Consider the following 13,629-nt stretch of genomic DNA (forward strand, 5'->3'; position numbering starts at 1 on the left):
TCGTTTAAGTCTGCGGCACCCGGTCTTCAAACTGGATGGCGAAGCGGTTTAACGCAGCTTTCCAGTCCCGTATCGGCATCGTCCACTTCTTGCTGATGTTGTTCAGGGCAAGATAAAACAGCTTGCTGACAGCTTCATCGGTCGGAAAGGAACTGCGGGCCTTGGTCACTTTTCGCAGGCTCATGTTAATCGATTCAATAGCGTTCGTGGTGTATATCACCTTTCGGATTTCCGGCGGGTAGTCGAAGAACGGTATGACGCGCGCCCAGTTACGGCGCCAGGACTGACTTATCGGTTTATACTGTTTATCCCATTTATCTTCGAATTCGGCAAGCCTGAGTTCAGCCTCGTCGGTAGTGGCTGCACTGTAAATCAACTTCAGATCGGCGGCGACTTCCTTCTGCGCTTTCCAGGGCACGAAATTCAGGCTGTTGCGCACCATGTGAACGATGCACAGCTGAACCGAGGTCTGCGGGTAGACCGCCTCGATGGCGTCCGGGAAGCCTTTCAGGCCGTCGACGCAGGCGATGAATATGTCCTGCACGCCACGATTTTTTAGCTCGGTCACGACCTGCAGCCAGAACTTCGCGCCTTCAGTTTGGGAGATCCACAGGCCCAGCACCTCCTTGTGGCCATCCATGTTGACGCCGATGGCCAGGTAGACCGCCTTGGTACGCACCGCGCCGTTGTCGCGCACCTTGACGTGAATGCAGTCGAGATAGAGGATCGGGTACACGGCGTCGAGCGGGCGGGCCTGCCAGAGCTTCACATCCTCGCTGACAGCGTCCGTGACGTTGGAAATGAGGGTCGGTGACACCTCGGTGCCGTACATCTCTTCCAGATGGCTTTGGATCTCCCGCACGCTCAGGCCACGCGCGTAGAGCGAGATGATTTTGTCGTCGAAGCCGGTCCAGCGTGTCTGATGCTTGACGACGATCTGCGGCTCGAACGTGCCCTGGCGGTCGCGAGGAACGTCAAGCGGCAGCGCGCCGAAATCGCCCTTGAGCGTCTTGATGCTATGGCCGTTGCGGGTGTTGGCAGTGCTGTTGGTCACCTCGCCGCTTTTGTCGTGGCCCAGGTGGTCGGTCATCTCGACTTCCAGCGCGCGCTCGACCAGCATCTTGGTGAGCTGCTTGAGCAGCCCATTTTCGCCGATCAGGTCCTCGGGCTTCTGGTAGTTTGCCAGCAGGCCGTCGGCAAGTTTGAGCAGTTCCGGATCGGGCTTGGCCCGCTTGTTACGCTTTACAACGGTCATCGTTTCTCCTAATGGCGGCAGTGTCCTGCCAAATGACCGTTTACACAATATTATTTACACCCTCGATAAAACGGCATTAACCCTTCCACCTGTTCGCGCCGTCAGTCCACCCACCCACGAATGTGACACTTCTGGCAGATGCCCTGGTGCTCCTGCCCAGACTCTCGCTTGATTTGCGAGATCTCGTCACGCAGTGCACTGGCAAATGCGCGGTACATTACCCTTCTTGTCAGGTATAAACGCCGTACTCCAGCCTTATCAGAAGTTCCTGTACTAATGTCACGTCACCGCCCAATACTAAGTCGGCTGGACGCTTTCCGTTCAGCGCGAGAGCCGGGGTGACGTACCAGCTCCATGCAGCCGGACCATCATTGCCGAAAAGTCGAAGTAAGTTAGGTTTGATTAAATGCCAGTTTTTGGCATCTTCAGCAATGGCTATCTTTGCGGCCAGCGTATTCCGAGCAGATGACCGGAACAGTCGTCGATAAAGCATTTTTTTACGAGATCTCGCATCCATGCTCGTCATCCTCACCGTTGGGTCGCCAGCGAATTGAACGTGCGGCTCGAAAGCTTAGGTAGAGGCGGCCGGCGGCACCGGCCACCCCAGTATTTGACTCATCCTTCGGATCATCCACTTTGCCTCATCCTCGGAGAGCCATGACTTCCTAAAAATTCTGAGATGCTGTTCCAGCATCTCAGTTTCGGTCCTAAGCGTAACGTTAGCCGCCTTGTCTAGCCTTAATTCTGACGCAAATTGTCGCGCAAGTTCTTCGCAATTTTGCCACCGCTCGTAGATCTCAGGAGGCGTGCCTTCTGGTGGATAAAATTTGCCTTTATACTCAGTTACTATGATCTTGGGCTGAGCACCTGGCAGCGCTCCCAATGATGCTGGGCGAGGAAAGTCCGAGGGTATGTCTGCAAATTTACCTTCATTGCGTATTCCAGACCAAACTGGACACCCATTCCACGGCAAACTGGACACTGATTCCGCGGCAAACTGGACACCCGTTCCAGCGCAAACTGGACACTGATTCCGCTCCAAACTGGACAGTTTGAAGCGGGCCGAAGGGGCTGGCGGCAAGGGATAACTGTGGCACTCTCGCGGATTTTTCCGGGAGGGTTGCTTGACCAACAAAAGGTTATCCATGCGCAAAATCCATGAAGTCCTGCGGCTGCATTTCGAGCACGGCCGCTCCAAGCGGGAGATCGCCCGCATCATCAACGCCTCGCCGACCACCGTGTCGGACTACCTGGCCCGCGCCAAGGTGGCAGGCTTGCCGTATCCGATGCCGGCGGATCTTGACGACGCCGCGCTTGAGTGGCGGCTGTTTCCGCCGAGCGAGCCATCGTCAGTGAAGCGTCCGGCGCCGAACTGGCTGACGGTGCACAACGAGCTGCGCCGCAAGGGCGTCACGCTCGAGCTGCTGTGGCAGGAGTACAAGGTCGAGCAGGCCGACGGCCTGCAGTACAGCGCCTTCTGCGACCACTACCGCCGCTGGCGCCAGCAGCTGACGCTGTCGATGCGCCAGACCCACACGCCGGGCGAACGGCTGTTCGTCGACTATGCCGGCCAGACCGTCGGCGTCACCGACGGCGCCACCGGCGAAATCCGCGACGCGCAGATCTTTGTCGCCGTACTGGGCGCGTCGAACTACACCTATCTCGAAGCCACCTGGAGCCAGCAGCTGCCTGACTGGATTGGCAGCCACGTGCGCGCGCTCGAGTTCTTCGGCGGCTGCACGGAGCTGTGGGTACCGGACAACCTGCGCAGCGGCGTGACCAAGGCGTCGCGCTACGAGCCGGACCTCAACCCGACCTACCACGACCTGGCGGAGCACTACGGCGTGGCCGTGCTGCCGGCACGTGCCCGACGTCCGAAAGATAAAGCGAAGGTCGAGAACGGCGTGCTGGTGATCACCCGTTGGGTGCTGGCGCGGCTGCGCCACCAGCGCTTCTTCAGCCTCAACGAGCTCAATCGCGCACTGCGGACCCTGCTGGCCGATGTGAACCAGCGGCCCTTCAAGAAGCTGCCGGGCTGCCGCGCCAGCGCCTTTGCGGAGATGGACCAGCCGGCCCTGCGTCCGCTGCCGCAACGGCGCTACGAGTACGCCGAATGGAAGGTGGCCCGGGTGGGCATCGACTATCACGTCGAGATCGACGGGCACTACTACTCGGTACCATGCCAGCACGCGCGCGCCCAGGTGGACGTGCGCGTCACCAAGATGACCGTCGAAATCTTCCAGCGCGGCCAGCGCATCGCCAGCCACGCCTACTGCACCGTCAAGGGCCGCCATACGACGATCGACGCGCACATGCCCGCGGCGCACCGTGAAGTCGCCGGCTGGAACGCCACCACGCTGACGACGCGGGCCGCTGCGATCGGGCCGCGTTGCGCGGTGCTGGTTGAGCGGCTGCTGCATCAGCGGCGTCATCCCCAGCAGGCTTACCGCAGCTGCCTCGGCGTGCTGTCGTTGGGCCAGCGATATGGCGTCGAACGCCTGGAGGCGGCCTGCGCCCACGCCCTCAAGCACGGTGCGGTGAGCTGGAAGAGCGTGCAGGCCATCCTCAAGAACGGACTCGACCAGCAACCGCAGGGCGTGCAGCGCACGCTCGACTTGCCCGAGCACGAGAACCTGCGCGGCGCCGCCTACTACCAATCGCATCAGCTGCACTGACATCGCGAATAAACGATATAAACAATTTATGCATTGAACGCGGAAGCTGCGCCCCCCCGGGCGCGCTCTGCAACCATGAAAGGACGTACCATGTTGCATCATCCCACCCACGACAAACTGACGCGCCTGAAGCTGTTTGGAATGGCGCGCGCCTTTGCCGAGCAGAGCGCACTGGACCTGGACCATCTGACTTTCGAAGAGCGTCTCGGCCTGCTGGTAGACCATGAAGTGACCGAGCGCGACGGGAAGGCACTGGCCCTGCGCCTACAGCGCGCCAGGCTCAAACCCAACACAGCCGCCGAGGACATCGACTACCGCCACCCGCGTGGCCTCGACAAGGCGCTGTTTCAGCGCTTGCTGGCCGGGCAATGGCTGACTGACAGGCAGAACGTGCTGCTGACCGGCCCCACCGGCGTGGGCAAGACCTGGCTCGCATGCGCGCTGGCACACCAGGCCTGCCGCCAGGGCTACAGCGCGTACTACGTGCGCTTGCCGCGCCTGCTCGACGAACTGGGCATTGGCCGTGCCGACGGGCGCTATGGCAAGCTGCTCAAGCAACTGGCCAGGATCGACACGCTCGTGATCGACGACTGGGGCCTGGCTGTGCTCGACGATGCCCACCGGCGCGACCTGCTGGAAGTGCTCGACGACCGCCACGGAACCCGCTCGACCATCGTGACCAGCCAGCTGCCCATCGAGCACTGGCATCCCGCCATCGGCGACCCGACCCTGGCCGACGCCATCCTTGACCGGCTCGTCCACAACGCCCACCAGCTCAACTTGAAAGGAGATTCCCTGCGAAAAAAACGGGCCAATTTGACAAGACCAGCTCATCAGGAGTAAAACCCGAACCTCGACCCCGTGCCGTCACGCCCCGAGTGTCCAGTTTGGCCTGGAACAGGTGTCCAGTTTGCGCTGGAATGCGTGTCCAGTTTGCGGCGGAACGGGTGTCCAGTTTCGGCGGAATACGCACCTTCATCATCGTTAATCATCTTCATTTCCATTTTTTGGTATAAGAACATCCAATTTTCACTGAAGGCGCTTAACGCGCCCGACTCCTGCTTCAAGATCGCTGTGTCCGGCCGCCCAACTCATTGCCCGGCCACCTACTCCGTGCAGGACGTCGTCCACGACCGAACATTTGGCGTGTCTGGGCGGTACGGTTAGCTCACAAACAAGGTCTGCAGTCTGGCCGACGCAAGTCGCGCCTTGGGAATGGGCATCCCCCTCCGACGTACCATCGCTTTAGCGGTCGCCCTCATGTTGAGTGCCTACGGCGACCGCCGCTCCTCGCACCAACCGAAAACCCTCATGCTCGCACTACAGTATCTGTAAAAAAGGGCGCAGCGCTTCGATCCTCCTGTTGATATCGTATAAGGTATTTCCGCCAACTTTGGGATCACACGTTGATGTCTGGTTCCACCCAGAGCGAGGACGTTCGGACGATATCAGCCTGACTTAAATCGTTCAAACTGCCTATCTCAATCGAACCGTCGGAGCATGAAAATACGTACGCGACTTCGCCGTTGCTGGCAACTCCACGAGCGATTTCGATTACACGCTTGAGCTGGTAATCCCATTTATTCTTTCTTCGGGTCTGGACGTGGATCCGAAATTCTTGAATTTTTTCGAAGGCGGCAAATGCGAAAATATTTTCGACCCCGTCGAAAACAAACCGCTGCCACCTGCTTTGGTCGGCAACCGGCGCCACGTCAACATGAAACAGGTGAGTGTTCAGAGGAATTTCGACGAAAGTGTAACTATGCACCCCGGGATGCTGGGATACCGTTCGCAAGCGGTCTATCTCGTCGACATCCTCTGCATTTTCGTAAACGTGAAACATTGTTGGTCCTTGCGTGATCAAAACAAATGCGTCAGTCGACAAAACTCGAGCTGAACCAAGCAACCGCAAGATGTCGTAACCCATCGCACACTGCGTGGCGCGCTGCGTCAAACGTGGCAGCGCGCCACATATATGACGACTATACACGACATAGCTTTGAAGTGTATACCATACAAAGGTATGACGTGTATGGTATGTCGCACATCGGGCGCGCTACAGGCATCATTCGATACATGACACCCACGCCAGAACACGAGTCCACAACAAAAAATCCGGTTTTTACGTCGATCGGCCAAAATTTGAAGAAAATCCGCATTGCTGCCGGAATGAGTCAGGCTGAACTGGCGTTTGCGGCGGAGATCAACCGAACGTTTGTCTCGAGCATCGAACGTGGCCTATCCAATCCTTCCTTACTCACACTCGCCATCCTCTGCGATGTGCTTAAGGTGACGATGCCTGAACTCGTCACTGGGGTCCCGTCCTGTCCACCAGGTACGATCGAGGGTCGCAGAGGCAATGCGGCCAAGCCAAAACGGCCGACACTTAACAGACGGCTCCGATAGCCGAACACGAGGTATCATAGAATCACTGCGACACCGCGTGCGCAGGTACCAGACCTGTACCGCCGTGCCACTGACACGGCCCAAAACTACGTTGGGCTCGGCAGTTGTCTGTCCTCGAACCTGGTGGATGCGCTGCTTATTGTGTCGGCATTACTGCTCAAGAAATTGCAGAGTGGCTTAGCCACCCAACACTTTCAAGGATGTGAAAGGTGTGATCAGCGGTGGTCGATATCGACGAAGAGCCTGCGTGCACTACCTGGCCGGTCATGCTCCCAGCAAACGGGGCCTTTCATGCTTTACGCGATGGGCCGCGCAGGGCGCTATGGCTGGGCTGGCATCTTACGGATGGTCAGCCATCACGACTTATTGCCTGCTCTCCTAGGAAGCCCCCTTCCCAACAGAGTACCCGCCGCGTTGTCAGCGAAGCGCTCCGCCCTAGATGTACCCGTGAACGGTACCATCGTGACGCCAGCCGCCCTGCTTATTGATGTCTTGAAATTTTGCGCCAGCCCGACGCGCGCTGGTCGCCATTCCTCGGCGTAAAACTGTGGCTTTACAGCGAAAGGGCATACTCGAGCCCTGCCTCCCTAGCAGCGGACCCCAAATTTCGTTAACGCTCGCTGCATGAAGCCCCGCAGGGTGAATATGCCCCCAGCGTGAGGTAGAACGGAACGCCGCTCCCTCCGTCAGGACGGCGCCCTCGAGCCACAGCCGAAGTGCCGTTACAGGGCAACCCATTCCGCTACCATATGGCAGCGCTTTGATGATCCCCTCAGCAATCTGATCCGTTTAGGAACGCGGCAAAGTGATCGTGATCCCTCCTATTCCAACTGATCAACACATTGTAGAATCATGTCATGCCGCTGCGATATCGCTCGTGCCCGAATCTAATATCGTACGAAGTTTCAACGATACCTCTTGAATAACCTTTTTTGTCGCTAGCGGAGCCTTCTTTACATTTAGTTCACGTATCAATTCCAGTAATTCATCATGCAAGCGGTCGGCTGCATGCAACCGGTTAATTGCCTTATCCACTCCTCCCCAAACATCAATTTCCTCCCATGCTAAGTCGATATAATTCCACAAACTTGCAATAGAACCATGCCCCGTCTTAGATGCGATCCGCTTTAAGACAGATGCATTATCAGACTTGGTCATCATTTGTCGGCCTTTCCCGCTTCCTGCCATGAACTCTTTGAGATGTACAATGACCTCGTAAGTAATAAATCTGTGACGGAACATGCTTAGGCACGTCCGAATGCTATGAAACCCAGCGGCATGAACTAGACGAGAAAACTCTCGCTCCAATGATGACTTCTTGATCGCTTCACCTTTTACACCGACAAAGAGCGCATTTGGATTAGCAAGTTCCAACCCGTTTCGGTTTAACACCGCAACATATCTCATGCGTGCTGTCATATATCGATGAAAAACGGCCGCATCTTTCAGTGTTATTGGAAAACTTCTTACCGGTGCGGTTGTGCGTCTTCGCTTGCGGGTTGGAATTATAATTCGCTTAGATTGAAGGATATCAGCGTGCTGATCTAGATCAACATCGACCATTTCGCTAGGGCGTAATCCGGTTCTTTTCATTATCCAAATCATGAAGTGACGTCGACTACGAATATAGGCGAGTTGAGCTAACATAAGGTCTGGCTGATTTTGATATCGCCGAACGAAACCTCTAGATTGGACTTCAGCGTTTGCCAAAAGATCTATGGTGCTCTCGATACCCTCGATAACAGACAGAGCAATGGGGCGCTTCGCCTCCAGGCTTTCCGGTGGGGGCATCGATCTATGGGTGTAATAAAATTCACACCATCTCTTCGCGGGTCCGGCAGTCTTTCTACGCTGCACAATAATACTCGGTGAGGAATCAGCCTCTCCGATCAACGGACACGATAATGCCGATACAAATCTGGACTGATACCAAAAAGAAAATTAATAATGTAACTCAGTATCCTGCGAACTGTATTGTGATTTCTCTTGAACCGATCTAGGCCTGTGCCCGACTTTTCGTTCTGTAGCCTCTCCGAAATTTCAAGCATATCCGTATCCGTAAGGTCCGGGAAGCCGCAATTTTTATCCCAACAGTATCTGATCAGGTGGCTAAGAGTAGAAGCGATGGTTACTAGTGATCCGCCAGTGAGGGAGTCTGCTATGTTCAAGAAATACATATTCATAGCATCGCATGGCCTTCCCCCTGGCCAATATATAAAAGGAAACGATTCGATTGTTTGTGATGAAATTTGGGCCCCGTCGACGGAGTTCATTATTGAATATGGTATATCGACTGAGCGAACCTTGAATAATTGCGATGTCATCATGGAACTCCACGCAACGGTAAGTGAACTAGCACAGCGCCTCCGTCGGAAACGGTAGCGACACTTGGATTGAATAGGTGTCCATAAATCGCGTGATGATCGGAGAGTAGCTTCAGCAGCCGCAATTTTGTCTGATCTTCTATCTCCCCACCTTTAACAAGTTTTTCGATTTTGGAAAATATATCTAAATAAGCTTTAGAGCGCAGCACGTTCTGTAGTTCTACTGCATCAAGGCGGGCTGCAGCAGCGTTTGACTCTTGCTCGGATCTCTCAGCCTTTGCTTTGACGGACCTTCCGCTTGGAATAACCTCGACCAATCTGTTTAGACGGCCTCGCATCGCGTCCATGTAGGCGAACCCATCGCCGTTAGCCTCGGCTTCAGAAGAATACAGTTCGCGAGCAAGTGCTTTAAACGTGTTTAACGATATTGGTTCAATATCTGTGTTGGGTAGTGCCAACGAACAAAACATGCGCTGCCCACATAAAGTCTTTGCGATAGATTTCTTAATTGCTTCGGGTGACTTTAAGCCCTCATCTAGTAACGCGTAACGAGCCTTCAGGTTTCTAAGATTTCGCTCTTTTTTCTTGTAAGCGCCGCGATTGTTCACTGTCAATTTTCTCTCATAACGAAACTTATGTTAATTCCAACAACCTCGCTGGCATCTGTTTCGGAAAATATAGAATGCGGCTCCAACGAAAATCCTTCGCTCTCGCGCAGACTCATTACAAAATCTTCCCAGTCAGAATCGGGCACTAAAGAAAGCGCACTTGCCTTGAAATGGTTAAGGACGACATCATACAACTTGTCTAGACCGGACTCCGCTCTTACCTTGTCGCCGCCGGCAGCTTCTATTGCTCGCAAGCGATCGATGGCGTATTCGGCCTCTAATTTCGGCAGTTCCTCACCTGGGAATTCCTGTTCGATATACGCATACACATGTGAGGAATCGGTATGGCCTGCCATCCATCGGGCCGCGTCCAAGACGTCATACTTTCCCGACCAGAACAGTAGCAACAGGAACCATTTCCTCATTTCATGAATGCGGACATACCAACGTCGTCCTAGATAGTCGGTATCCAGGCCCACATAATCACAGAAAATGTCGAGATGACTATTCAAAAGTTTAGCAGCAGCTTTAAGCGCCCCATCACCACGCTCGTTGGGCAAATAAAACAAGTTGTCGGATATCTTTCGATTGTCCTTAAATATATCTACGAGCCCTAGCCCAAGTTTTTGCATAAGCTGAATCGCTTTTGCGGTGATTACCGGAATTGGTCGATCAAGTTCCTGGTAAGTCTCTCTTGCATTACTTTTTCCTAGCTTAAAGCGAAAATAAAATCCATCGCCATTATGTTGAAGACAATTGCGCTTTAGATGTGTCAGTTCGTCTTCCCTCGAAGGCTTCATCAACGCAATACACACGACGCAAGCTCCAATCAATACGCGTAATGCCTCGTCTAGGGTCGGGTTCATTCGCAGAAGGTCATAGTCAACAGACGAGCTAGCTCTGCGAAATTCACTGATTCCGAGGATAGATCCGATAGGCAATTCCTTTCCGTCGACAGACACCTTGAATTGTTGGAATAGCGAATTTCCGAGGAGCTCAGTCGGAATTGACGGGCAAACATTCGCTTGTCCGACTGCGGTTTTGTCAGCGAGGATCGTGAGATAACATTCTACAAGAGCGTCACCGTACTGATGCACGAAGCGCATCGCATTGTTTAAGTAAGCTAACCCAATCTCGATTGGGATGAACGGGTTGTGCCCGGAATGGCGTGTGAGTGTCAACGCACTCCTATACGCGTCGCGTATCGAAACTAAAGCAGGCTCTGGAACAAATTCGGGTGTGTGACGATGGGCCGACAGAATAGTACTCAGTCCGGCCGCGACAGAGTTGAGAGTATTTACCGCAGCGCCAGTCAACACAACTTCCTTTATTTCCTTCGTTCTATGATCTGGTTTTTCCGTATCCTGAAATATGCTACCAAGAAGCGTTCCGATTTGCAGGTCGGGCTCAAATTGTCGGCAAAAGGCGTTCAGTTTGGCACTTGTTTTCATAGACTCAGTGGTGCCCCCTATCTCCTCTGCCAGACGCTCTCTTTTCAAGTATGACTTTCCTTTATTCACCCCTCTCGCGACAGTCCCATAGAAGTCGTTATTGGTTAACCATGTCGAGATCTTGGCTAGTACCGGGCTTGGCAGACTATAAATCGCATCTCGAACAGTTTTCGGACACGATACATTTAATGCGTTCTCATAAAATTTAGCGAGAAGCCTATGCGGGATCTGCTGGGCCTCAGCCCAACCGCCTTGTGCTAAGGATCGCAGCAGGTGGTTTAGCGAAAATTGGTCTACCAGTTTATATCCGTATTCCTGTGGTTGAAACTGCGATTCGTGCAAAACAACCCAACGTGTAAATTGGAGCAAGACCGAAACAATCGCTTTCCAGGTCACCGGAGCAGTTATGTTGCTAACATGTCCAGAACGAATGAGAAATGCTATCTGCTTATTGAGCTTCAAAAGTTTCCGATACATTGGGTCCGTCAAACACCTGCCGTTTGGCAGCCGTATAGCCCAGTTGATATCGACCGTATTGCGCCAGACTCCATTTATCAATTCTTCCCGGCCGCGATTCGTTGTTTTCCACTCATTCGCGTCGAAATCAATGAGAAGCCAAGGCGCCTTGTATTCTCCACTGTATGGGCGTGCGCGCTGCTTCGCCGCCGAAATCGCGAGCAGCAAAGCATCCCTCTCGGACTCGCTAAAATATGTAGGAAATTCGGGAGTCCCCATATCATCGATCAATGTTGCCAACTTAGGCATCGGAACGCTCCCATTGTTTAACGATCGACAATTTCCCAAAACGGTCTGAAAGTGCTGCTTGCCTGACTAGGGCATCCTTATGCAGTTTACGTAGCCGGGAAAGGTCTAATATTTCACTTAGGTCGGGGGCTACCAGTTCGTTTTCGCAGGCATGTCGAATAAGCCGTGCGAGGTCCACAAACTGCGCAGGCGCTAAGTTTGACTGCGGATCGACCTGGGTAAGGGCCTCCTCAGTAAGTTCGTTCATTGCGAAATCACTAAAGGCATACAGATAGCTTAAGCTAGTCGGCGACAAGCGAATGTTTAGCAAACCGTCAGGTACGCCCATATCATCGCCGATACGACCTTCAAAAATCACAGATCCGAGACGCTCCTGTACTTCTTTTGCTAGCGGGCTTGAAGTGCCAGGGAACTCAATTACAAGCTGTGCAACGAAATGCTGCAGATCGGCGACCGATGTGAAATCGGTAACGTCGAGTAAGTAGTCCTCGTCGTGGGCAGCTAGAACAATGAGTGTGTTCTGGAAACGCCGAATAATGCGAGTGTTCCATGCATGTAAAAGCGCGGGTGGAAGGTAATGTTCGAGCACAACACGGGTAGTGTTGCCCAATCTCCGGCTCATTTCTCGGATTGAGCCAGTTTCAAACCATTTAAGAACACCCATCGTAGCTCTAATACGTCGGTAATCAAACGTGCCAGGTCCAAGATCGTAGTCACGCAACTTTGGGTATAAACGCGCAAGACTGTTCGTGTTATCCACATTATTTAAAAAACGACTGGTTGGCTCCAATAATCCTAACCGTCCCGCTCCTCCATAGCCTAAGAATAGATATCGATAGTTTTTGTCCCCTGCTCTCTTGAGTACTGCTCTGACAGGGGAAGTCATTGCAATAATTTCGCTTACTAGTTTTTGTGCGAGCGGTGTCAACGCAACGCTCTTTCGACTCCCAGCACGTGGCTTATCCAGACTAAGTATTGAAGACTCGTCGCTGTCTGTTAATAGTAAATAGGACTTGTCCCTTGAATTTAGCAACTTCGCACTTTGTAATGCGTCGGAAGTAAACTGCGGATGTTCGATAGTCAATAAACAACAAACAACCGCAGCGTCCAACGAAGACAAAATTCCCGCAAACCGGTAATATTGATCAAGCGAGGTAAGCTGCTCGAATGCTTCGATGGGCATTGCAGTGTGGTTCGCCAAGACCGAATAGTAACTCGCCCCACAAAAGGAGTTGTTTTTGAAGAAAGGCGATGACCGATGAGCGTGAGTTGAAACGCAATTTCGGTCAACGCCTGTTTGTAAAAAGTGTTTTGTAATTGCCAAGGCCCAGACGTGACCATTTGGATGGCGCGGACTAGCGAGTGGCGTGAGACTTCCGCCTCTAATCCGCTGAGCATATCGTCCAGATTCGACCGCGGCTGTGATATCAGAGGGGCACAGAGACGCCGAAAAAATTCTGCCTGTTTCGCAATCCGCCATCCGCGCATTCCAATGTGCTAAGCAAACCTCTTTTATTATATCGATTTTCATATGGCAGGCTTTCTCAATTTTTTCTAAATAATCCGCTTCACGATCGGCGAAATCAATGCTCACCAATATTTTTTGCGGAGGTTCCGCTATCCGTATTGGGGTAGGCTTACGTTCACCTAGCAGTTGCTGACTTTTTGCCTCGGACTGGACATTTTTCATTCGTATTGATGGGATGTTTACATCAGTGGGCAATATTTTCTCCTCGCCCCAAAATCGAAATATTGATGTGACTAATGTGTTCCAATTACTCATCCGAATGGTGGCGCTCGCTGCCGACCATGTCGTATCGCTCAAAAAAAACTGGAAGAAAAACAGAAGGAACACTTGCCACTCGTCCGACGTTCTTGGGAGCTCAGCCCCTGTCGATTGACAGTACGCGAGGAACGGTTTCAGGAAATAGTTTAAGTAGTTCCGCTGGGATCCCAAAGCATGTCCTCGACACTGTCGAGTAAGTGCAGTGCAAATCCGAGCAAGATCCATGTCGGTTAATGGTGTCCGAGCACACGAAATCATCGCTTGCGATGGCGCCTCTCTTTTAGGATTGTCGAGAAAAAATGTAATTGTGGGATGGGCGATTTCGTAGCGCATCAGATTACACGACCTATCAAGGCATT

10 protein-coding genes are annotated in these 13,629 nt (G+C 53.2%); 3 read left to right on the forward strand and 7 right to left on the reverse strand.

The window, feature by feature from the left end; genetic code table 11:
- Positions 1-4: 4 nt before the first annotated feature.
- Together BVG12_RS04285 and BVG12_RS04290 are read right to left on the reverse strand one after the other, a co-directional pair.
- Positions 5-1,255 (reverse strand): IS256 family transposase, encoded by a 1,251-nt coding sequence (locus BVG12_RS04285; RefSeq protein ID WP_075791135.1) that lies wholly within the window; start codon positions 1,253-1,255, stop codon positions 5-7.
- 229 nt (positions 1,256-1,484) lie between these two features.
- Positions 1,485-1,772, reverse strand: coding sequence for an MbcA/ParS/Xre antitoxin family protein (locus BVG12_RS04290; protein ID WP_169926795.1), 288 nt, complete (start codon positions 1,770-1,772; stop codon positions 1,485-1,487).
- Between the two features lie 628 nt (positions 1,773-2,400).
- Here BVG12_RS04290 and istA point away from each other — a divergent pair.
- Both istA and istB read left to right on the forward strand, forming a co-directional pair.
- Positions 2,401-3,930, forward strand: a complete 1,530-nt coding sequence (gene istA, locus BVG12_RS04295; RefSeq protein WP_075791334.1) for an IS21 family transposase — start codon at positions 2,401-2,403, stop codon at positions 3,928-3,930.
- A gap of 90 nt (positions 3,931-4,020) precedes the next feature.
- Positions 4,021-4,773, forward strand: coding sequence for an IS21-like element helper ATPase IstB (istB, locus tag BVG12_RS04300; RefSeq protein WP_075791335.1), 753 nt, complete (start codon positions 4,021-4,023; stop codon positions 4,771-4,773).
- Between the two features lie 556 nt (positions 4,774-5,329).
- Here istB and BVG12_RS04305 read toward each other — a convergent pair.
- Entirely contained in the window at positions 5,330-5,857 is a 528-nt protein-coding gene (locus tag BVG12_RS04305) for a hypothetical protein (RefSeq protein ID WP_156895541.1), read from the reverse strand.
- 149 nt (positions 5,858-6,006) lie between these two features.
- On the opposite strand from BVG12_RS04305, the gene BVG12_RS04310 reads away from it, so the two are divergent.
- Complete coding sequence (locus BVG12_RS04310) at positions 6,007-6,336, forward strand: helix-turn-helix domain-containing protein (RefSeq protein ID WP_075796190.1); 330 nt, start codon at positions 6,007-6,009, stop codon at positions 6,334-6,336.
- 855 nt (positions 6,337-7,191) lie between these two features.
- Here BVG12_RS04310 and BVG12_RS04315 read toward each other — a convergent pair.
- The 4 genes from BVG12_RS04315 to BVG12_RS33850 form a co-directional block, all read right to left on the reverse strand.
- On the reverse strand, positions 7,192-7,983 hold the full coding sequence (locus BVG12_RS04315; protein WP_075791337.1) for a site-specific integrase: 792 nt from the start codon (positions 7,981-7,983) through the stop codon (positions 7,192-7,194).
- 676 nt (positions 7,984-8,659) lie between these two features.
- Positions 8,660-9,268: a hypothetical protein gene (locus tag BVG12_RS33840; RefSeq protein WP_156895542.1), complete on the reverse strand. Its 609-nt coding sequence runs from the start codon at positions 9,266-9,268 to the stop codon at positions 8,660-8,662.
- Positions 9,269-9,270: 2 nt separating this feature from the next.
- Positions 9,271-11,484: a hypothetical protein gene (locus BVG12_RS33845; RefSeq protein ID WP_156895543.1), complete on the reverse strand. Its 2,214-nt coding sequence runs from the start codon at positions 11,482-11,484 to the stop codon at positions 9,271-9,273.
- On the reverse strand, positions 11,477-13,339 hold the full coding sequence (locus tag BVG12_RS33850; RefSeq protein WP_156895544.1) for a hypothetical protein: 1,863 nt from the start codon (positions 13,337-13,339) through the stop codon (positions 11,477-11,479). Before BVG12_RS33850 ends, BVG12_RS33845 begins: the two co-directional genes overlap by 8 nt.
- Positions 13,340-13,629 lie beyond the last annotated feature (290 nt).

It is taken from the genome of Massilia putida, from assembly GCF_001941825.1.
Taxonomy (GTDB): Bacteria; Pseudomonadota; Gammaproteobacteria; order Burkholderiales; family Burkholderiaceae_D; genus Telluria; species Telluria putida.